This is a genomic window from Weizmannia acidilactici, from assembly GCF_008974225.1.
In the GTDB taxonomy this organism is placed as follows: Bacteria; Bacillota; Bacilli; order Bacillales; family Bacillaceae_C; genus Weizmannia; species Weizmannia acidilactici.
On record NZ_BKZR01000003.1, the window covers coordinates 92,519 to 111,673 of the forward strand.

Sequence of the window (19,155 nt, forward strand, 5' to 3'; positions counted from 1 at the left end):
GAGGTTCCCCGATGGTTAGATGGTTGAAAATCGGCTTTACGTTGCTGATGACTGCTATACTTGCATTCAGCTTAGGCGCATGCGGCGCTGGCAGTTCAGGAACGAAAAAGAAAGCATTGCAAAATGTACGGGTTGCCGAAGTGACGCGCTCCGTCTTTTACACGCCACTTTATGTTGCGCTTGCAAAAGGCTATTTCAAAGAGGAAGGACTTGATATCAAGTTAACAACCACCTGGGGCGGCGACAAAACGATGACAGCCCTGCTTTCCGGCGGGACAGATATTGCGCTTGTCGGATCGGAAACGTCCATTTACGTTTACAAACAGCAGGCAGCCGATCCGGTCATTAATTTTGCGCAACTCACCGCAACGGACGGCACATTCCTTGTTTCGCGCAAAAAAATTGACCATTTCTCTTGGAATATGCTGAAAGGCTCCACTTTCCTCGGCCAGCGTAAAGGCGGGATGCCGCAGATGGTCGGCGAGTATGTGTTGAAAAAGCACGACATTGACCCGCACAAAGACACAAAGCTGATCCAAAATATCGACTTTGCGAACATCGCCAATGCCTATGCGTCCGGGACGGGGGATTTTGTCCAATTGTTTGAACCGAATGCAACAGTGATGGAAAAAGAAGGAAAAGGCTATATTGTCGCTTCATTCGGCAAAGAGTCCGGCGAAGTGCCGTACACGACGTTCATGGCCAAACAAAGCTATTTAAAGGAAAATGAAACAAGCGCGGTGAAATTTGTGCGCGCCTTGTTAAAAGCCGGCAAATGGGTGCGGAAAACCGATCCGGAAGTCGTCGCCAAAACAGTACAGCCTTATTTTAAAGACACCAAAACGGATATTCTTGCTTCCTCTATTGAACGGTACCGCAGCCAGGGCTCTTTTAGTGATGACATGATTTTAAGCAAATCGGGCTGGAGCACAATCCAGGAGATTATGAAAGAAGCCGGCGAACTCGGCCAAACAGTGCCTTACAGCAAACTCGTCAATACAACGATTGTGAAAAAAGCTGCAAAATAATGGAAAGGGGGCGTGCCCTGCCCATCCGGCAGGCTGCAGCCATGAGTTTTTTGATCGTCCAAAATGTCAACCATACTTATTTCACGGCTAAACAGGCAACAAAGGCGCTTGAAAATATTTCGTTCAGCATCCGGGAAGGGGAATTTGTATCTTTACTTGGCCCGAGCGGCTGCGGAAAAACGACAATGCTTTCGATTATCTCGGGGCTGTTGCAGCCGACAGAAGGGGAGGTGCGGATCGACGGTAAAGCGCCTGATCTAAAAGCGTCGTCGATCGGATATATGCTCCAGCAGGATTATTTATTCCCGTGGAAAACGATTGAAGAAAACATATTTCTCGGGCTAAAAATGAAAAAACAGCTCAACGCAGAATCAAGAAAAAACGCCCTTCAACTTTTGCATGACATCGGCCTGCATGGCGTTGAAAAACAATTCCCGCGGCAATTGTCCGGCGGGATGCGGCAGCGGGCCGCATTGGTAAGGACGCTTGCCGTCAACCCGAAAATCCTGCTGCTTGACGAACCGTTTTCCGCACTCGATTTCCAAACAAAGTTAAAGCTTGAAGATTTGGTCTTTAAAACGTTGAAGCAATTCCACAAAACAGCCGTGCTCGTCACGCACGACATCGGCGAGGCGATTTCGATGAGCGACCGGATTCTCCTGTTTGCGGCAAAGCCCGGGCGGCTGCATAAAATTTTTGAGGTCCCGGAAGATCTGCGCCGCATCCGCCCGTTTGAAGCCCGCAGCAAAGAATCCTATTCCATTCTTTTCAACGAAATTTGGAAGGAGCTGGAGTCCCTTGAAAACAGTTAAAAATGTTCCGCTCCTGCACGAAGACTATCTCGCCGCCATCCGTAAAGAAAAACGCCGAGTCCGTTTTTTCCAGCTGTTGATTTTAATCGTATTTTTCTGTTTATGGGAAATTGCGAGCCGCCGCCACTGGATCGACCCGCTCATTTTCAGCTCGCCGTCAAAAGTGTGGGCGCTATTTGTGGGAAAAATTGAAGATGGCTCGCTTTACATCCATTTGGGGATCACCGTGTTTGAAACGATCATGGGCTTTATTCTCGGCACGCTGCTCGGCGCCGTGCTGGCCGCCATTCTCTGGTGGTCGCCGTTATTATCGAAAATTCTTGACCCGTACCTCGTTGTTTTTAACGCGATGCCGAAAGTGGCGCTCGGTCCGATTTTGATCGTCAGCATGGGCCCGGGGTTTTCATCCATTATTTCGATGGGGATTATCATCTCCGTCATCGTCACGACCATCGTGATTTATACGGCGTTCCGCGATGTCGACCCGAACTACATCAAAGTGCTGCGTTCGTTCGGCGCCACCCGGATGCAGGTGTTCCGTGAAGCGGTTTTGCCGGCATCTGTCCCAGTCATGATTTCAACGTTAAAAGTAAATGTCGGGCTCGCATGGGTCGGAGTCATTGTCGGTGAGTATTTAGTCTCCTCACAGGGGCTCGGCTATATGATCATTTACGGTTTCCAGGTGTTCAATTTTACGCTTGTGATGCTTTCAATGATCATGATCGCAATTGTCGCAACCATCATGTATCAGCTTGTCGACTTGCTTGAGAAAAAATTAATGAAAGACAGATAGGCTGTTCCGGTGCGCAAAAAACGCGCCGGATTTTTATTTTTCCAGGCGCACAATCACTTTTTCTACAACCCCGTCTTTCATTAAAAAACTGAATGCAGGTGACTGCAATTTTTCACGAAGATCCCCTTCCACGAGGACAGGCCCCTTTGTTTCCAAATAATTATCCTTTTTGTCTATCCGACTGATTTCGGCATAAAAAAGCGCTTTGGCAAACGGGCCGTTCTTCCGGTCTTCCACCATATATTCGCCGATGTATTCCAGCTTTTTCGAAACGCCGCCGGTTTCTTCATATAATTCGCGTAAGGCCGCTTCTTCAATCGTTTCGCCAGCTTCCCTTTTGCCGCCCGGGAATTCGAGCCCCCTTTCCGAATGGTAGGTCAACAGCCAGCTCCCGCTATATTTCGCAATCACAAGGACATGCTGCGGTTCAACCGGAAATGCTTTTTTCTCAAATTTTAATGTAACAGTATTGCCGTTCAGGTCCGTAAACTGGCACATACGATCCCTCCTATTTTACATTATACGGCAAACAGGCGCAAAAATTGGCGAAAATATTATTGAAATCGCATACATTTTTCGCTGTACATCTCGTGAACATAACCATACAATGTTTAAAAGCATATTTTTAGGGCTAGTAAATAAGAACTGGATAAAGGAGGAAAATGCCATGAGGTTAGTCGATGAGTTGTTTGAACTGTACCGGGACCGGCTGACAGGGGACGAAGAAGATTTGGGCGCCATCACAGCAGCCGTCATCGAAAACTACAACCGGAAAGACCTGCTCGGGATCGTCAACGAGATGAGCACCGCCGAACTGGAACATTTTATCGAGTTATACATATTGGAGAGTTTAAAAGATAAGTTTGCGGATTACGCCGGCTTTGACGCCTATCCGTCAACGAAATATTTGCAATGAAAAAATGCTGTTTCGGCGCACCGGAGCAGCATTTTTTCTATAATGAGGGCACCTGTGGAATCCAGGCCCCGGTTGCCCGGCCGGCGAATCCTGCCTTTCAAAATACCGAACGCCGGCCGACAAACGCTTAACGTCTTCCCAAAAACGCATTGAGCATCCAAATGTTTTTATCCAATGTTTCCTGGATGCCGATAAACATGTCGGCTGTTGCGTCATCGCCTGCATTGCTTGCAAGCCCGATCGCTTCTTCCAGTTCTTTTGCAATCATTGCAAAATCATTGGCAACGGCCTGCACCATTTCTTCCGTGCTTTCCCGGCCGCTTGCTTCCTGCACTGATGCAGTTGCCAGGCTCTCTTTCAATGTTGCAACCGGATTGCCGTTTAACGCCAGCAGACGTTCGGCCAATTCATCGATGTATTCATTCGCAAGATCGTATAATTCTTCAAATTTGGCATGGAGGCTTAAAAATTGCGGCCCTTTCACATACCAATGGTAATTGTGCAATTTTGTATAAAGCACTGTCCAGTTTGCCACTTGCTTATTCAATAATTCCAGCAATTGATCGTTTTCAGCCATGTTCAATCTACCTCCTGCTTAGTTTGTACCCTTTTGCCGGGCCTTCAAACGCCTAAACATATGTTGCGCATCTTTTTTTAAAACATGCTACAATAAACGCAGGAAAGGGGCAGATCGATGCTGAAGTTCATTTTGATTAAATTGATCCGTTTTTATCAACTGGTGATTTCCCCCCTGACGCCGCCAAACTGCCGTTTCCAGCCGACCTGTTCGAATTACGGCCTGGAAGCCATTAAACGGTTCGGGGCAATCCGCGGCGGGTATCTGACCGTAAGAAGAATTCTAAAGTGCCACCCGTTTCATGCCGGCGGGTACGATCCCGTTCCAGAACAGTGGCCTGTCAAAAAACATTAGATGTACGCCTCCGCTGCATACGTTTTTCTTTTTCTGAAAACGGTACAGATGGAGGTGCTTTTTTATGAAAGAAAATAAAGAGCAGCAGAAGAAAAACAGCAACAGCCAAAACGACTTTGGCGCGGATATCGACGAGCTGGCCATGAACGGATCTTACGGCATGCTGGAAACTGAAGAAGCAGACAAAAGCAGCGAGTAAACAGGCAATGGGGGCAGACAGATACTGCCCCTTATTTTTTTCTTGCCATGCGTGCCGGCTTTTAGTATTATATTTTTTGTGAGTAAATCGTAATCATTCCTAATTAAATTTTTACAAGAAAGGAATATCCGTTTTGAGAAAAATTTCTTTGATACTGCTTGCCTTTACGATGGTCGTCCTTTCAGCATGTTCGAATGGGCAGCCAAGTAAACCGGAAAATAAAATTTCCGTCTACACCACCGTGTATCCTTTGGAATATGTCACACAGCAAATTGGCGGGAAATATGTCACGGTCCAAACGATTTATCCACCGGGCACCGATGAACATACGTACGAACCATCGCAGAAGGATATTTTAAAACTTGCCGATTCCGACTTTTTCTTCTACATCGGCCTCGGGCTTGAAGGATTTGCGGATAAGGCAAAACAAGTTTTACAGGGGCAGAATGTCAAAATGATGGCGCTTGGGGACCGCCTCAATGTTCCGGAGAAAAACAGCCCGAATGTGGATCCCCATGTCTGGCTCGACCCTGTCTATGTGAAGCAGATGGCCGACATGATCGCGGAACAGCTGTCGAAAAAAATGCCGAAACAAAAAGCGTATTTTGAAAAGAACTACAAACAACTGGCCCAAAAGCTCGACAAAGTAAACGCCGAATACAAAGCTGCCGTCCAAAAATCAAGAAATAAAGAAATTGTCGTCTCGCACGCAGCTTACGGATATTGGGTAAAACGCTACGGCATCAAGCAAATTCCGATCGCCGGGCTGTCAACGTCGGACGAACCGTCGCAACAGCAATTGGAGAAGGTCATCCAAAAAGTAAAACAAGACCATCTTTCCTATATCGTTTTTGAGAAAAATGTTCCTTCTAAAATCGCAGATGTCGTGCAGCAGGAGACGAATACAAAACCGGTTTATATCCACCACCTCGGCGTACGGACGAATAAAGAAATCAAAGAACATAAAGATTATTTTACTTTAGTGAATGACAACCTAAAGGCATTGGAAAAAGCTTTGCAATAAGCGGGCATCTTTTGCGGCGGATTGCGGAAACTAATGCTTGTACCACATGCTTAAAGGGGGGTGCAGCATGGCAAAAGACGTCTTATGCGAAGTGAAAAACTGCGTATTTTGGCAGGAAGGGAATCTCTGTTCTGCAGAAGCAATCTATATTGTCAGCCATACAGGGAAGCAGGCTGAAAACCAGTACGAAACAGACTGTAAAACGTTCGAGTCGATTTATTGATCGGGAAAAGGCGCTTATCATTTGATAGGCGCTTTTTCTGTTGCCCGTATATTTTTGGCGACGCTGATCTCTAAGTTTGAGTCGACATTTGGCAAATCTAGCCTGCTCATCTGAAAGCCCAACAAAAAACTGCTGCAGATAAAGATACAGCAGTTTTTTTCTTTCAAAATACTTCCTTGTATATCCGGACTTTTTCCATATACGCCTGGTTCAACCCGAATCCGATTCCCGATTCATTCGAAAGCTGAATTTTTCCATTTTCTACCTTGATTTCGGGAACAATAATATCTTTTTCCCAAAAACGGCTTGAAGCAGAGATATCGCCCGGAATAGTGAAACCCGGCAAAGAAGCGAGCGCAAGGTTAAAGGCGCGCGAAATGCCGAATTCAATCATCCCGCCGCACCAAACCGGAATGCCTCGGGCCGCACAAAGATCATGAAGCCGGATGGCCGGCCACAAACCGCCGACCCGGCCGATTTTAATATTGAGCACCCTGAAACTGCCGAGGCGGAGCGCGCTTTCCGCATCATGGTACGTCACGATGCTTTCATCAAGGCAAACCGGCGTTTTCAACTGTTTTTGCAATAAGGCATGATCCACAATATCATCGGCGGCAAGCGGCTGTTCAATCATCATAAGCCCGTACCGGTCCAGTTTCTCAAGCTGGGGCAAATCTTCCAATGTATAAGCGGAATTCGCATCCGCCATAAGCGCCAAATCTGGAAAGTTGCGGCGGATCTCACGGATGAACGATTCATCATGGCCGGGCTTGATTTTTACTTTGACTCTTTCATAGCCATCGCCAAGAAATGATTCGATTTGCCGCAGTGCTTCCGCTGTATCATGGCTGCCGACCGCAACGCCGGCAGCCACCGTTTCCCGCGTGCCGCCGATCAGTTTCCATAGCGGAATGCCTTTCTTTTTTGCATACAGATCCCAAATGGCTGTTTCAATCCCGGCTTTTGCCATATGGTTGCGCCGGACTGCACGGAAACGTTCACTCACTTCTTTCGGGTGAAAGATTGGCTTTTTCATGAGTAGCGGGATCAGGACGTCTTTCAGTATATGGAAACACGTCCGTACTGTCTCTTCCGTATACCACGGCGTCGAAAAAGCGATGGCTTCCCCGTATCCGGTCACACCGTCTTTGTCCGTTACTTCAAGCATGATCGCTTCCCGTTCCACCACTTTTTCAAGTGCATTTTCAAACGGGGATTTGAGCGCCATTTTTATGACCGATAACTGGACCCTCTCAATTTTCATCATGACGGCAGCCACTCCAAAAGTTTTCTGCGCATCAATTTATTGGATGCATTGCGCGGCAAGTCCGATACGGTAAAAAATTTTTTCGGGATTTTGTATTTCGCAAGGCGTACTTCACAAAATGCCTGGAGTTCGCTTTCTAAAACTTCTTTTTTTGTGACAATAAAAGCCGCCGGCACCTGGCCCCATTTTTCGTCTTCCATCCCTACGACGCCGGCTTCCAATATATCCGGATGGGCCAGGAGCACTTCCTCAACCTCGGCCGGGTAAATATTTTCCCCGCCGGAAATAATCAGATCCGACCGCCTGTCCATTACATATAAAAAGCCTTCGTCATCGAGATAGCCGATATCGCCGGTAAAAAACCAGCCATCTCGGAAGCTTTTTTCGTTGGCATCCGGGCGGTTCAAATATCCGATCGTGACATTCGGCCCTTTGACAGCAATTTCCCCATGCTCAAACGGCTTGCATTCCCTGCCTTCAGAAACAATGCGAATCTGTGCAGGAAACAATGGTTTTCCTGCGGATCCGATTTTCCGCAGGCTGTCTTCCGGCGCAAGTGTCACGATTTGGGAGGACGTTTCGGTCATGCCATATGATTGGAATACAGAAATTTGCTTTTCGGCGCAAGCCTCAAGAAGCGGGCGCGGCGCCGGCCCCCCGCCGAGGAGCATACAGCGCACGTTCGGATGAAGCGATTTTTCCCCAAGTTCGTTTAAAATCCGCTGCAATGTGTTGGCCACAACCGACATGATCGTAATGCAGCCCGATTGCAGCAGTTTGACGGCCTCTTTTTCATTAAATTTTTCCATTAAATAGACCGGCATGCCGTAAAAAACGGAACGCATGAGGATAGAAAAACCGCTGATATGAAAAAGCGGCACTGCGCACAGCCATACATCTTCCTCCCTCAAGCCGAGATTCAGCGCAGATCCGGCTGCGCTCCACCAGTGGTTGCCGTAAGTCTGCAGCACGCCCTTTGGCTTGCCGGTCGTTCCGGACGTGTACATGATCGAGCAGACATCATCGAGTGTAAACTCTGCTGCTTCTTCGTAATCGGCAGAAGGCAAAGCAGCAAGCGTTTCTCGTTGAATGACCTGCACTTTCTCTTTTAGCACAACCGATTTTTCCTGAAAATCTTTTTCCGTAATCAGCCATTTTGCTCCGCTGTCCTGCAACTGGTACTGCATCTCAACTGTTGTCAAACGGTGATTGAGAAAAAGCGTGCGTACGCGCAGCTGCTGCAGGGCATGGAGGATGACTACTGTTTGCGGGCGGTTTTTTAATAAGACGGCAGCTGTATCTTCCGGCTGCATACCGCGACCAGCCAGTTTTTGTGCCGTTTCTTTCACCTGCTTGTATAACTCGACAAAAGTGAGTATTCCATCTTTAAACACAAGCGCCGTACGGTTCGGCGTCAAGTATGCCCGTTGTTTTAAAAAATTGGGTAACATATGATCACCTGAATTGAAATCGTTCATTTTGAAAAAAGCAGCTTGTTAAAGGAAGTCGCCTTTCATGACACAGTCTTCAGTATTCCTTCAAAAAGACAATTGCCCCAAAAACTGCCGCTTATATATTCTTTCTCCCTGCTGATTAAAAAACATTGATAAGAATTTAGGCTGCCTCAATCAGAGACAGCCCATTTTTCGATCACGGGAAACGCGGGAATTGGCCAAAGTCCGGTTTGCGTTTTTCCTTGAACGCGTCGCGGCCTTCTTTCGCTTCATCCGTTGTGTAATACAAGAGCGTCGCATCCCCCGCAAATTGCTGCAAGCCGGCAAGCCCGTCCGTATCAGCGTTGAACGCGGCCTTTAAGAAGCGGATCGCCATCGGGCTTTTCTCAAGGATTTCTTCCGCCCATTTGATCGTTTCTTCTTCAAGTTTTTCAAGCGGCACAACCGCATTGACGAGCCCCATTTCCAATGCTTCCTGCGCATTGTACTGGCGGCACAGGTACCAGATTTCGCGCGCTTTTTTGTGACCGACGATTCTTGCCAAGTAACCGGCGCCGTAACCGCCGTCGAAGCTGCCGACTTTCGGTCCGGTTTGCCCGAAGATCGCATTGTCCGCCGCAATTGTCAAATCGCAGACAACATGCAGCACATGGCCGCCCCCGATCGCATAGCCGGCAACCATTGCGATGACCGGTTTCGGGATGACGCGGATTAAACGCTGAAGATCCAGCACGTTCAAACGCGGAATATTGTCTTTTCCGACATAGCCGCCGTTGCCGCGCACTTTTTGGTCGCCGCCGGAGCAGAATGCCTTGTCCCCCATTCCCGTCAAAATAATGACGCCAATTTTGGAGTCATCGCGCGCCCTCGTAAAAGCGTCATACATTTCATTTACCGTTTCAGGGCGGAAAGCATTGCGCACATGGGGACGGTTAATCGTAATCTTGGCAATTCCGTTGTAAGATTCGTATAAAATATCTTCATACTCATGTTCCGTTTTCCATTCGACTGCCATGAAGTGTTCCTCCTTTATACGTACATTCTTTGACAATTTATCAACAATTTTTTAAAAATCCCTTTACCATTGTACCAAACTTTCGTGGATCTTCCGCATGAATTGCATGGCCGGCATGCGAAAAAATAATTTTTTTCGCATGCGGCATCCTCGCTTTCATTTCTTCGGCAATCCGGCAAAATTTCGGATCCCCTTCGCCGGCAGTAAGCAATACAGGAAAGTCAAGTTTCTGGAGGCAATCCCACCATGACGGCTGGGCTCCTGTTCCCATACCGCGCAGGCTGTTTGCCAATCCAACCGGGTCATTTTCCAGGCGTTGCGTACGGATTTTCTCCCGGACATCAGCCGCAAGCTTTTTCTGCGATTCAAACAGCGGAATATTTGTCCAATAATCTACAAACGCTTCGATCCCTTCCGATAAAATCCGGTCCGCCAGCTGTTCATCCTGCTTTCTGCGCGCCGCCCGTTCCGCCTCTGTTTTTAAGCCGGGGGACGCGCTCTCCAGCACAAGTTTTTTCACCATTTGCGGATACAGCACCGCGAATGTGAGCGCCAGCCGCCCACCCATAGAATAGCCAAGAACGGAGGCCTGGTCGATTCCAAATTGTTCCAAAACAGCACGCAGATCCGCTGCCGCTTTTTGAATCGCATAACGCCCTGCATCATCCGGTTTGGCTGTTTTGCCGTGCCCAATAATGTCGACGAAAATACAGCGGAACTCATCCTGCAGCAAAGTCGCTATTTCTTTCCAGATATCCCCATTTCCTGTAAAACCATGCAAAAGCAGCAGCGGCTCGCCCTTGCCGGCCGTTTCCACATGATATTCCAAGCCATTGATTTTCATTGATTTTCACCTTGAAAATAAGTTTCCATTTCCCGGGAAACTTGCATCCACATTCTCCGGTGGTTTTCGACGTTTTTGGCGCGGTCCGTCTGTACTTCGATGACTTGCAGCCCGTTTTCGTAACCGGAAAGCGCCCCGCGGAATTCCTTCCAATCACGCGGCTTTACATAGCGCCCGTCGTACATCTTTACCGCATATTCAAACTCAAGGCCGGTCGGAGTACCGAACAGCCTTTCAAAGTTTTTCGGCTCGTTTGATTGCGGCAAAAACGAGAAGATCCCGCCGCCATTATTATTGATTAAAATGACACAAAGATTGAGCTTGTGCATTTTTGCCATCAGCAAGCCGTTTAAATCATGAAAAAAAGACAAGTCGCCGATCAACAAATACGCTTTGCCGGCACTTGCGCTTACACCCGCCGCACTGGATACAACACCGTCAATACCGTTCGCTCCCCGGTTGGCCAAAATCCGGATATTTTTGCTGTTCACCTGGAAAAATGTGTCAACATCGCGGATCGGCATGCTATTGCCGACAAAAAGCGTGCTGCCATCCGGCAAAAGTTTGGCAAGTTCCGTTACCGTTTTTCCTTCATCGAGCCCTTTTTCCGTCTCCATCGCAATTTCCACAATACTCCGGGCCCGTTCGTTCAACGTGTGCCACATCGTGAACCATGAGGAATGGGAATCCATCGAAACAGCAGATGCCAATTTATTGCAAAAAGCGATTTCATCACAGTAAACGACGGTTGTCCCGCGTTTGACCGGATCGCGCCAGCCGTTTCCGCCATCCACGACAAAATGGTCGACTGTTTCCAATTTTTTCAAAAGAAGCGTCAGCGATTTTGAAACCGGCATCGCCCCAAAGCGGATTACAACATCCGGTGCAAGGTAGCCCGCCCATTTTGGATCTTTTAACAAGGAATCATAATTTTCAATGATCCGTTCTTTCCCGTGCTTTCCGCTCCGCAGCTGCGACAGCGGATCTGCCAAAATCGGATAGCCGGTTTTCTCGCTGAGCGTGAGGACCGCTTCAGGAAACCCGGGTTCATCGATCGTTCCGCAAATAATCAGCCCCCGTTCTTTAGGACGGATGGCTGCGGCAATTTTTTGAATCTCGCCGCCTCCAAGCTCAAGTTTTCCAATCGCGCTTCCAATTGCCTGGTTTTCTTCCTTACAGGCAAAAGGGGGAGGATCCAAAACCGGCACCAAAGGTTCCCGAAGCGGGAAATTCAGATGTACGGGCCCTGCCGGCTGCTGCACCGCCGTTACAACCGCCCTGGTTGCCGTTTGCCGTACAAATTGCAGCACTTCTCCCCCCGCTTCCGGCAGTGGCATTTCCTCAAACCATTTGGCATGCGGACCGTACAGCCGGATCTGGTCAATGGCCTGCGGTGCGCCGACATTGCGCAGTTCATGCGGCCGGTCTGCCGTCAGTACAATCAGCGGCACCCGCGAAATATTTGCCTCCGCAACAGCCGGGAAATAGTTGGCGGCGGCGGTTCCCGATGTACAGAGGAGCACGACCGGTTTCCGCATTTCTTTTGCCATGCCGAGCGCAAAAAAAGCCGCCGACCGCTCATCAATATCGATATAAATTTGAAAATTGGGATGTTCCGCAAGCAGCATCGCAATCGGCGTGGACCGCGATCCAGGGCTGACCACGGCATGGCGGACGCCCATCGCGGACAGCTGCCTGATAAAAGTTGCCAAATACGTTGTCATGATTTCCTGGTGTTCCACTCTATTTTCCTCCTAAAGCACGCAGCATCGGGGTAAATTTGACACCCGTTTCTTTATACTCTTCTTCCGGTACTGAATCTGCGACCACGCCGCAGCCGGCATAGAGGTAAGCGTGGTCCTCTTTCAAAAGCCCTGACCGGATACCAACGCAAAACTCGCCATTGCCCCTGTAATCCACCCAACCGAGCGGCGCCCCGTAAAGCCCCCGATCCATTTTTTCCAGGCGGCGGATTGCTTCCAAGGCGCATTTCCGCGGGATTCCCCCGAGGGCAGGCGTCGGGTGCAACGCTTTTGCCAATTTAAAAATTGTCGTTTCTTTATCTTTAACCGTGCCCGTTACCGGCGTGTACAAATGCTGGATATCGCGCATTTTCATCAATACCGGCGCATCCGGCACAATGAGTTCGCTGCAAAAAGGTGCGAGCACATTTTGGATCATAGAAACGACAAAACGGTGTTCGTTTAAATTTTTCTTATCTGAAAGCAGCATTCCGCCCAATTTCAGATCTTCTGCTTCATCCCGGCCCCGTTTGATCGAACCGGCCAGGCAAGTCGATAAAATTTCACGGTCCGTTTTCCTGATCAGTCTTTCCGGCGAGGCCCCCACAAAACTTTCATTTTCCTCTTCCAGCACAAACAAATAGCTTTCATGCTGCTGTTCGGACAAAGCTAAAAGCACAGCATCAGGGTTCACGGCACCGTCATAAGCCATCTCCATTTTTCTTGCGAGCACGACTTTATCCATTTCACCTTTTTGAATGAGTCTTACCGCATTCGCGACACTTTCTTTCCATTTTGCCGCGCTGATTTCCCGCACATATTTTACTTTCGGAAGAGCCGGATCACGAGGACTTTTTGTTAAAAGCCTGCGTGCGGTTTCTTCCGCTCCCCGCATGCCGCCTGGCAGGTCCTGTCCATTTGAAATTGCATTTACGGTGAGGTAGACCGCATCTTTTTTAAAGGTAAAAAGAATTTGCGGAATGCGGAATATCCCCTGCCCGAATGCTGCCCATTCCCGTTTTCCGAGCGTCTGATCAAACGCAAAACCGCCGAAAAGAAGCGGGCCTGTCCCCATTTCCTGGATTTCCTGATCAATTTCCATCCGTCCCGCCAGTTCATTCCATTCTTTTTCAATCTGCGCAAAACCGTCCGCTTCCGTGACGCGAAAGGTGCGCACATCGCCGAATCCGATAAATACAATTTCACGCTGTGGATCCTGCCAATAAAACCGGTTTCCGTAAAAGAGATGAGCGCCCGCATTAAATAATTGAAATGGTCCGGGCACCGCTTGGCAGTTCACCACCTTGCTGTACAGTTTTTGGACCGGCGGATTTTTCTCCTTTAATATATATGAGTTATTTTTAGCCAAAAGATCTCCTCCAAACAAAATCATACTTAAGGCCAATCCATCTATTCCAGTATTCCGGAGCAGAAACATTACATTTTTGTGAACATATCCTTCTCTATTATATAGAATCCGTCAACCGAATTCAGCAAAACGGCTTAAAATAAGATTCTGTTACAAATACATTGACACTTTATGATTATTTACCTAAACTTTAAATGTACTAATTTTGTCATATATTTTTTGATAGAAAGATAAAGGAGAGAAAGATGATGAATGCGCAATCTTCTCCGGCAATCCACCCTGATAAAGGCTGGCGGATTTGGTGGCAATTGACGCGTCCCCATACATTAACGGCCGGATTTGTGCCCGTGATCCTTGGTACAGTGCTGGCTTTGGGCAAAACCCGCATAGATCTGATGCTGTTTGCGGCTATGATGGTGGCAACACTTTTAATTCAGGCTGCGGCCAATATGTTTAATGAATATTACGATTTTAAGCGTGGTCTCGACAATGAGCATTCCGTCGGGATCGGTGGGGCGATCGTCAGAAACGACGTAAAGCCAAAAACCGTGCTGCATTTAGCACTTGCGTTTTTTGGCGCGGCCATTTTGTTCGGCGCCTATATTTGCGCGGAAAGCTCCTGGTGGATTGCACTTATCGGGTCTGTCTGCATGCTTGTTGCGTATCTTTATACGGCAGGGCCTTTCCCGATTTCATCCACCCCGCTCGGTGAACTGATTTCAGGCTTTTTCATGGGTGTCATTATTATATTACTATCATTTTTTATTCAGACAAAAACGATTACATGGCCGATTGTATTTGTCTCGATTCCGATTATGATTCTAATCGGTGCGATCATGCTGTCCAATAACATCCGCGATTTGGACGGCGACAAAGCAAACGGCAGAAAAACGATTGCGATCCTGCTCGGGCGGAAAGGCGCCATCATCCTTTTAGCCGTGATGTTTGCCCTTTCCTACCTGTGGATGGTCGGGCTCGTCTTATTCGGCGTTGTGACCCCGTGGGTGCTGCTCGTGCTTGTCAGCGCGCCGAAACCGGTCCGTGCCATTAAAGGATTTATCGGAAAAAGCGAACCGATCCAAATGCTGCCTGCCATGAAAGCGACGGCACAAACGAATACCATTTTCGGGCTGCTTTTGTCCATCAGCTTTTTAGTCGACCACTTTTTCTAAATACCATCAAAACAAAAAAAGCGGCGGGGATCATGCTGTTGGCATACTCCCGCCGTTTTTATAGCTACCTGCCCGTACTTTGTCCGGTAGACTTTCGCAATCGCCTGGACGCGGTCCGATTTTCTGTAAATGTTTGGGATGTGGTTCTTCACCGTATTGACGCTGATATTCAAATAATCCCCAACTTCCTGGTTATTGCAGCGTTCAAGCACCAAATAAAGCACATCTTTTTCCCTCGGCGTTAACGGAAATCCGGATATGCTGCCAAACCGTTTCTTTCTCCAAAGCCATCGCCTGCCCCAAAATACCTTCGCCGATATAAAATGTTTCTCCCAGCAGCGCAGGCATATTCGTTTTTTGGATTTGATACGCTTCATCTTCGATTTTCCCCGCATAACCAAGAACTTTCTATATTTCCAAGCAGAAGGTCAAATAGTTTTGAAAGAAGTTGGCTGATGCCCATTTTTCCGTCTGTAAAATCATTGATTAAGCGAAAAACAGGCTGGATGCCGCTGCAATGAATAAGGGAATCCCCCGCCATCGTAACAAGGTCCGGATTCAGCTTCGCATACTTTTCAACCGCAGTCTGTCCGTTTTTTACTTCATACACGGCTTTTGTAATCATGTCTCTCAATTGCATCCGCATGAATACGGCGTCATCCGTAAACAAATACTCTTCCCATTCCAAACTCCCTTTATCTCTGTCTGGTATTGGAACTAATCGAGCGTTAAAACAGGACCTCGATGACGAATTCCTTTTCCGCAAAACATCTGAATGTTCTTAATACGAAGAACGTACACAGGTTGATCCTAAAGCGGAGGCTTTGGCGAATCAAAGGGAATCAGCTCTTGGTTTCTAAGGCAATTCGCTGCTGTGTATATGAGCCATCTATGGGAGACAGTGCACCGGGGTGACGGGTTTCATCGGATTTTTGAAGGACAGTTTGAATAATTTTGGAAAGGAGCTGGTATTCACCAAGAAAAAGAAAACAAAATGTCTTTATAAAATCTTAAAAAAGGACTGTCTCAGTTTGATATGCTCCCCTTAAGGTAGACAGATTAAAAAATAAAAAATCTGTTTTACCTTAGGGGAGTTTTTCTATGTATAAGCAATATACTACAGAGTTCAAGCTTGAAGTTTTACTTGCATATGAAAATCGAGAATGTACCATTCAAGAGCTTTGTAAAAGGTATAAAATTACTAAATATTCTTTAAGACAATGGTTGAAGGAATTTGGAAAAGCGGGTTTAGAACGTGCTAATACTTGGAAAGGTTATACCAAAGAACTTCAGGAAGCAGCTGTAAAAGATTATTTATCTGGTGAATTCTCACAGTACGAGATTGTTAGGAAATATGGTATTTCAAGTAGATCAGTACTTCAACGATGGATTAAGGAGTATAATAGCCATAGAGAATTAAAGGATACGTCGAAAGGAAAGACAAGCTCTATGACTAAAGGAAGAAAAACGACTTGGAATGAACGGATACAAATTGTGCTTGATTGTTTGAGGAACGGAAAAGACTATAAAAAAACAGCAGAAACTTATGAAGTTTCTTATCAACCAGTATATCAATGGGTGAAGAAGTATGGAAATGGTGGGGAAGAAGCGCTTAAAGACAAACGAGGAAGAAAAAAAGAAGAAGCAGAGTTATCTCCAGAAAAGAAAATGAAACGGGAGATGAAAAAGTTAGAAAGAGAAAATGAACGCTTACGTGCGGAGAATCTATTTTTAAAAAAGTTAGAGGAAATCGAAAGGAGGCGAAAATAAACCAAATCCGATTTGAAGACAAGTATGTATCCGGGAACTTCATGAGAAAGAGCACCGAAGCATTATCTTATTATGTGAAATCGCAGGTATTTCACGAGCTGCTTACTATAAGTGGTTGAAACGTTCGTCTTCCTCCCGAGAACTTCAGAATAAAGAAATCATAAAAGAGATGAAAGTTCTCCATGAGAAAGTGGACGGCATCTATGGTTACCGTCGAACGGCTTTGAATATAAATCGAAAGCTTGGTCAGCTCTTCAATCACAAACGTATTTACAGACTGATGAAAGTTGCCGGTATACAATTTGTTATTCGAAAAAAGAGGAAATATTTACATAAGTATCAGACATTTGAAGAATTATCTCTTGCGATTGATGAGTACGTCCATTTTTATAATTATGAAAGGTATCAAAAAAGACTAAACGGCCTTAGCCTCATGGAATATAGAGCTAAAGCCGTTTAGATATTTTTTTATTATTTCTACTGTCCACTTGACAGGGGGCAGTTCAGATTAATACTGAAACAGCCCTATTTTCTAATATGACCCGTACGGGATTCGAACCCGTGTTACCGCCGTGAAAGGGCGGTGTCTTAACCGCTTGACCAACGGGCCATGAATGGCGGAGAAGGAGGGATTTGAACCCTCGCGCCGCTAATCGCGACCTACACCCTTAGCAGGGGCGCCTCTTCAGCCACTTGAGTACTTCTCCATATGGCTCCGCAGGTAGGATTCGAACCTACGACCAATCGGTTAACAGCCGATTGCTCTACCACTGAGCTACTGCGGAATGGAATGGGCCTAAATGGACTTGAACCATCGACCTCACGCTTATCAGGCGTGCGCTCTAACCAGCTGAGCTATAGGCCCGTAATGGAGCGGGTGATGGGAATCGAACCCACGACAACAGCTTGGAAGGCTGTGGTTTTACCACTAAACTACACCCGCATGAAAGGGCGGATGATGGGAATCGAACCCATGAATGCCGGAGCCACAATCCGGTGCGTTAACCACTTCGCCACAACCGCCATACGCATGTAATTTTAAATTATATCTAAATGGTGGCTCGGGACGGAATCGAACCGCCGACACAAGGATTTTCAGTCCTTTGCTCTACCGACTGAGCTACCGAGCCAAAAATGAAGCGGTCCCGACGGGAATCGAACCCGCGATCTCCTGCGTGACAGGCAGGCGTGATAACCGCTACACTACGGGACCAAATTGCGGGGGCAGGATTTGAACCTGCGACCTTCGGGTTATGAGCCCGACGAGCTACCAGACTGCTCCACCCCGCGATAATAAGATAACAATGATATGGCGGAGGAAGAGGGATTCGAACCCCCGCGCGGTGTAACCCGCCTGTCGGTTTTCAAGACCGATCCCTTCAGCCGGACTTGGGTATTCCTCCGTAACGAATTCAAAAAAAATATAAATGGTGGACCTTGTAGGACTCGAACCTACGACCGGACGGTTATGAGCCGTCTGCTCTAACCAGCTGAGCTAAAGGTCCGGAAACATAGCGGCGGAGGGGATCGAACCCCCGACCTCACGGGTATGAACCGTACGCTCTAGCCAGCTGAGCTACGCCGCCATTATCCAATCTATATTTGGTGGAGCCTAGCGGGATCGAACCGCTGACCTCCTGCGTGCAAAGCAGGCGCTCTCCCAGCTGAGCTAAGGCCCCTTTTTTGTCATCATGGTCGGGAAGACAGGATTCGAACCTGCGACCCCATGGTCCCAAACCACGTGCTCTACCAAGCTGAGCTACTTCCCGGAAGGAAATTAAAACGCGCCCAAGAGGAGTCGAACCCCTAACCTTTTGATCCGTAGTCAAACGCTCTATCCAATTGAGCTATGGGCGCATATTTTATAATGTTAATGATGCCGAGGACCGGAGTCGAACCGGTACGGTAGTCACCTACCGCAGGATTTTAAGTCCTGTGCGTCTGCCTATTCCGCCACCCCGGCGGGATATATGGAGCGGAAGACGGGATTCGAACCCGCGACCCCCACCTTGGCAAGGTGGTGTTCTACCACTGAACTACTTCCGCAAACAGTGCGGGTGAAGGGAGTCGAACCCCCACGCCTTACGGCGCCAGATCCTAAGTCTGGTGCGTCTGCCTATTCCGCCACACCCGCGGAAATGGTGAGCCATGCAGGATTCGAACCTGCGACCCTCTGATTAAAAGTCAGATGCTCTACCGACTGAGCTAATGGCTCATTTTTGCCCGCCATATTTTCCTAAAATAACATTTAACCCTGCACTATCTCTTTTTTAACAACAAACCATGCTTGTCACAAAAAAGATTATACTATATCAGGTTAAATATGTACATAGCCAATTCTACTTTTTTACATCAAATATGGTGCCGGCCAGAGGACTTGAACCCCCAACCTACTGATTACAAGTCAGTTGCTCTACCAATTGAGCTAGACCGACAGTCTCGCACTCGCATATAAAAATAGATGGTGGAGGATGACGGGATCGAACCGCCGACCCTCTGCTTGTAAGGCAGATGCTCTCCCAGCTGAGCTAATCCTCCGGATGAAAAGGCCCGGCAACGTCCTACTCTCGCAGGGGGAACCCCCCAACTACCATCA

The 19,155-nt window shown here is 47.6% G+C and carries 21 protein-coding genes and 21 tRNA genes; 11 read left to right on the forward strand and 31 right to left on the reverse strand.

Features of this window, described 5'->3' with window-relative positions:
* Positions 1-11 precede the first annotated feature (11 nt).
* From GBH70_RS01860 to GBH70_RS01870, 3 genes are read left to right on the forward strand one after another with little or no spacing between them, the layout of a single operon-like run.
* Positions 12-1,028: an ABC transporter substrate-binding protein gene (locus GBH70_RS01860; protein ID WP_151679440.1), complete on the forward strand. Its 1,017-nt coding sequence runs from the start codon at positions 12-14 to the stop codon at positions 1,026-1,028.
* A 41-nt stretch (positions 1,029-1,069) separates the two neighbouring features.
* Complete coding sequence (locus GBH70_RS01865; RefSeq protein ID WP_151679441.1) at positions 1,070-1,840, forward strand: ABC transporter ATP-binding protein; 771 nt, start codon at positions 1,070-1,072, stop codon at positions 1,838-1,840.
* The gene (locus GBH70_RS01870; protein ID WP_151679442.1) at positions 1,827-2,633 is read left to right on the forward strand and encodes an ABC transporter permease; all 807 of its coding nucleotides are present in this window, start codon (positions 1,827-1,829) and stop codon (positions 2,631-2,633) included. Before GBH70_RS01865 ends, GBH70_RS01870 begins: the two co-directional genes overlap by 14 nt.
* A gap of 33 nt (positions 2,634-2,666) precedes the next feature.
* On the opposite strand, the gene ytkD is transcribed toward GBH70_RS01870, so the two are convergent.
* Entirely contained in the window at positions 2,667-3,131 is a 465-nt protein-coding gene (gene ytkD, locus GBH70_RS01875) for an RNA deprotection pyrophosphohydrolase (RefSeq protein ID WP_151679443.1), read from the reverse strand.
* 169 nt (positions 3,132-3,300) lie between these two features.
* Here ytkD and GBH70_RS01880 point away from each other — a divergent pair, with 169 nt between their 5' ends.
* Positions 3,301-3,549, forward strand: coding sequence for a DUF6154 family protein (locus GBH70_RS01880; RefSeq protein WP_151679444.1), 249 nt, complete (start codon positions 3,301-3,303; stop codon positions 3,547-3,549).
* A gap of 127 nt (positions 3,550-3,676) precedes the next feature.
* Here the strand turns inward: GBH70_RS01880 and GBH70_RS01885 are convergent, their stop codons facing one another.
* A complete protein-coding gene (locus GBH70_RS01885; protein ID WP_151679445.1) occupies positions 3,677-4,126 on the reverse strand; it encodes a Dps family protein in 450 nt (149 codons plus the stop codon).
* Between the two features lie 117 nt (positions 4,127-4,243).
* On the opposite strand from GBH70_RS01885, the gene yidD reads away from it, so the two are divergent.
* From yidD to GBH70_RS01905, 4 genes are all read left to right on the forward strand, one after another.
* Positions 4,244-4,480, forward strand: coding sequence for a membrane protein insertion efficiency factor YidD (yidD, locus tag GBH70_RS01890; RefSeq protein ID WP_151679446.1), 237 nt, complete (start codon positions 4,244-4,246; stop codon positions 4,478-4,480).
* 64 nt (positions 4,481-4,544) lie between these two features.
* Positions 4,545-4,679 (forward strand): DUF4021 domain-containing protein, encoded by a 135-nt coding sequence (locus tag GBH70_RS01895; protein ID WP_151679447.1) that lies wholly within the window; start codon positions 4,545-4,547, stop codon positions 4,677-4,679.
* 169 nt (positions 4,680-4,848) lie between these two features.
* A complete protein-coding gene (locus tag GBH70_RS01900; RefSeq protein WP_371862160.1) occupies positions 4,849-5,703 on the forward strand; it encodes a metal ABC transporter solute-binding protein, Zn/Mn family in 855 nt (284 codons plus the stop codon).
* A 67-nt stretch (positions 5,704-5,770) separates the two neighbouring features.
* Positions 5,771-5,926 carry a DUF1540 domain-containing protein gene (locus GBH70_RS01905; RefSeq protein ID WP_151679449.1) on the forward strand — a complete coding sequence of 52 codons (156 nt, stop codon included), beginning with the start codon at positions 5,771-5,773 and terminating at the stop codon, positions 5,924-5,926.
* A gap of 163 nt (positions 5,927-6,089) precedes the next feature.
* Here GBH70_RS01905 and menC read toward each other — a convergent pair whose 3' ends face one another.
* The 6 genes from menC to GBH70_RS01935 all read right to left on the reverse strand — a co-directional run bounded on the left by menC (position 6,090) and on the right by GBH70_RS01935 (position 13,617).
* Positions 6,090-7,193, reverse strand: coding sequence for an o-succinylbenzoate synthase (menC, locus tag GBH70_RS01910; protein WP_151679450.1), 1,104 nt, complete (start codon positions 7,191-7,193; stop codon positions 6,090-6,092).
* Positions 7,190-8,644, reverse strand: a complete 1,455-nt coding sequence (locus GBH70_RS01915) for an o-succinylbenzoate--CoA ligase (RefSeq protein ID WP_151679451.1) — start codon at positions 8,642-8,644, stop codon at positions 7,190-7,192. The genes menC and GBH70_RS01915 overlap by 4 nt, the downstream gene beginning before the upstream one ends.
* A gap of 199 nt (positions 8,645-8,843) precedes the next feature.
* Positions 8,844-9,662: a 1,4-dihydroxy-2-naphthoyl-CoA synthase gene (menB, locus tag GBH70_RS01920; protein ID WP_151679452.1), complete on the reverse strand. Its 819-nt coding sequence runs from the start codon at positions 9,660-9,662 to the stop codon at positions 8,844-8,846.
* Between the two features lie 40 nt (positions 9,663-9,702).
* Complete coding sequence (gene menH / locus GBH70_RS01925; RefSeq protein ID WP_151679453.1) at positions 9,703-10,506, reverse strand: 2-succinyl-6-hydroxy-2,4-cyclohexadiene-1-carboxylate synthase; 804 nt, start codon at positions 10,504-10,506, stop codon at positions 9,703-9,705.
* Positions 10,503-12,248 (reverse strand): 2-succinyl-5-enolpyruvyl-6-hydroxy-3-cyclohexene-1-carboxylic-acid synthase, encoded by a 1,746-nt coding sequence (gene menD / locus GBH70_RS01930; protein ID WP_151679454.1) that lies wholly within the window; start codon positions 12,246-12,248, stop codon positions 10,503-10,505. Before menD ends, menH begins: the two co-directional genes overlap by 4 nt.
* 1 nt (position 12,249) lies before the next feature.
* Positions 12,250-13,617 (reverse strand): isochorismate synthase, encoded by a 1,368-nt coding sequence (locus GBH70_RS01935; RefSeq protein WP_253693338.1) that lies wholly within the window; start codon positions 13,615-13,617, stop codon positions 12,250-12,252.
* Between the two features lie 248 nt (positions 13,618-13,865).
* Here GBH70_RS01935 and GBH70_RS01940 point away from each other — a divergent pair, with 248 nt between their 5' ends.
* The gene (locus GBH70_RS01940; RefSeq protein ID WP_151679464.1) at positions 13,866-14,789 is read left to right on the forward strand and encodes a 1,4-dihydroxy-2-naphthoate polyprenyltransferase; all 924 of its coding nucleotides are present in this window, start codon (positions 13,866-13,868) and stop codon (positions 14,787-14,789) included.
* Here GBH70_RS01940 and GBH70_RS01945 read toward each other — a convergent pair.
* Positions 14,786-15,166, reverse strand: a complete 381-nt coding sequence (locus GBH70_RS01945) for a response regulator transcription factor (RefSeq protein ID WP_172967438.1) — start codon at positions 15,164-15,166, stop codon at positions 14,786-14,788. The genes GBH70_RS01940 and GBH70_RS01945 overlap by 4 nt on opposite strands.
* The gene (locus GBH70_RS17580) at positions 15,163-15,477 is read right to left on the reverse strand and encodes a response regulator (RefSeq protein ID WP_216643874.1); all 315 of its coding nucleotides are present in this window, start codon (positions 15,475-15,477) and stop codon (positions 15,163-15,165) included. Before GBH70_RS17580 ends, GBH70_RS01945 begins: the two co-directional genes overlap by 4 nt.
* 413 nt (positions 15,478-15,890) lie before the next feature.
* Here GBH70_RS17580 and GBH70_RS01955 point away from each other — a divergent pair, with 413 nt between their 5' ends.
* The gene (locus GBH70_RS01955) at positions 15,891-16,559 is read left to right on the forward strand and encodes a helix-turn-helix domain-containing protein (protein ID WP_151679457.1); all 669 of its coding nucleotides are present in this window, start codon (positions 15,891-15,893) and stop codon (positions 16,557-16,559) included.
* 115 nt (positions 16,560-16,674) lie between these two features.
* Positions 16,675-17,019: an IS3 family transposase gene (locus GBH70_RS17730; protein WP_151679458.1), complete on the forward strand. Its 345-nt coding sequence runs from the start codon at positions 16,675-16,677 to the stop codon at positions 17,017-17,019.
* A 78-nt stretch (positions 17,020-17,097) separates the two neighbouring features.
* Here GBH70_RS17730 and GBH70_RS01965 read toward each other — a convergent pair.
* The 21 genes from GBH70_RS01965 to GBH70_RS02065 all read right to left on the reverse strand — a co-directional run bounded on the left by GBH70_RS01965 (position 17,098) and on the right by GBH70_RS02065 (position 19,097).
* Positions 17,098-17,169 (reverse strand) — tRNA-Glu (locus tag GBH70_RS01965).
* A 5-nt stretch (positions 17,170-17,174) separates the two neighbouring features.
* Positions 17,175-17,266 (reverse strand) — tRNA-Ser (locus GBH70_RS01970).
* 3 nt (positions 17,267-17,269) lie between these two features.
* Positions 17,270-17,344, reverse strand: a tRNA-Asn gene (locus GBH70_RS01975).
* 6 nt (positions 17,345-17,350) lie between these two features.
* Positions 17,351-17,424: transfer RNA gene (locus GBH70_RS01980), tRNA-Ile, on the reverse strand.
* A 4-nt stretch (positions 17,425-17,428) separates the two neighbouring features.
* Positions 17,429-17,502 (reverse strand) — tRNA-Gly (locus tag GBH70_RS01985).
* 7 nt (positions 17,503-17,509) lie between these two features.
* Positions 17,510-17,582: transfer RNA gene (locus GBH70_RS01990), tRNA-His, on the reverse strand.
* Between the two features lie 31 nt (positions 17,583-17,613).
* Positions 17,614-17,689 (reverse strand) — tRNA-Phe (locus tag GBH70_RS01995).
* A 10-nt stretch (positions 17,690-17,699) separates the two neighbouring features.
* Positions 17,700-17,772 (reverse strand) — tRNA-Asp (locus tag GBH70_RS02000).
* Positions 17,773-17,775: 3 nt separating this feature from the next.
* Positions 17,776-17,849, reverse strand: a tRNA-Met gene (locus GBH70_RS02005).
* A gap of 20 nt (positions 17,850-17,869) precedes the next feature.
* Positions 17,870-17,962, reverse strand: a tRNA-Ser gene (locus GBH70_RS02010).
* A 25-nt stretch (positions 17,963-17,987) separates the two neighbouring features.
* Positions 17,988-18,064, reverse strand: a tRNA-Ile gene (locus GBH70_RS02015).
* 7 nt (positions 18,065-18,071) lie between these two features.
* Positions 18,072-18,145, reverse strand: a tRNA-Met gene (locus GBH70_RS02020).
* A gap of 17 nt (positions 18,146-18,162) precedes the next feature.
* Positions 18,163-18,238: transfer RNA gene (locus GBH70_RS02025), tRNA-Ala, on the reverse strand.
* Positions 18,239-18,251: 13 nt separating this feature from the next.
* Positions 18,252-18,328 (reverse strand) — tRNA-Pro (locus GBH70_RS02030).
* Positions 18,329-18,342: 14 nt separating this feature from the next.
* Positions 18,343-18,416, reverse strand: a tRNA-Arg gene (locus GBH70_RS02035).
* Between the two features lie 20 nt (positions 18,417-18,436).
* Positions 18,437-18,522 (reverse strand) — tRNA-Leu (locus tag GBH70_RS02040).
* An 8-nt stretch (positions 18,523-18,530) separates the two neighbouring features.
* Positions 18,531-18,605 (reverse strand) — tRNA-Gly (locus GBH70_RS02045).
* 6 nt (positions 18,606-18,611) lie between these two features.
* Positions 18,612-18,693: transfer RNA gene (locus GBH70_RS02050), tRNA-Leu, on the reverse strand.
* Positions 18,694-18,698: 5 nt separating this feature from the next.
* A tRNA-Lys gene (locus tag GBH70_RS02055) sits at positions 18,699-18,774 on the reverse strand.
* A gap of 144 nt (positions 18,775-18,918) precedes the next feature.
* Positions 18,919-18,994 (reverse strand) — tRNA-Thr (locus tag GBH70_RS02060).
* A 27-nt stretch (positions 18,995-19,021) separates the two neighbouring features.
* A tRNA-Val gene (locus GBH70_RS02065) sits at positions 19,022-19,097 on the reverse strand.
* Positions 19,098-19,155 lie beyond the last annotated feature (58 nt).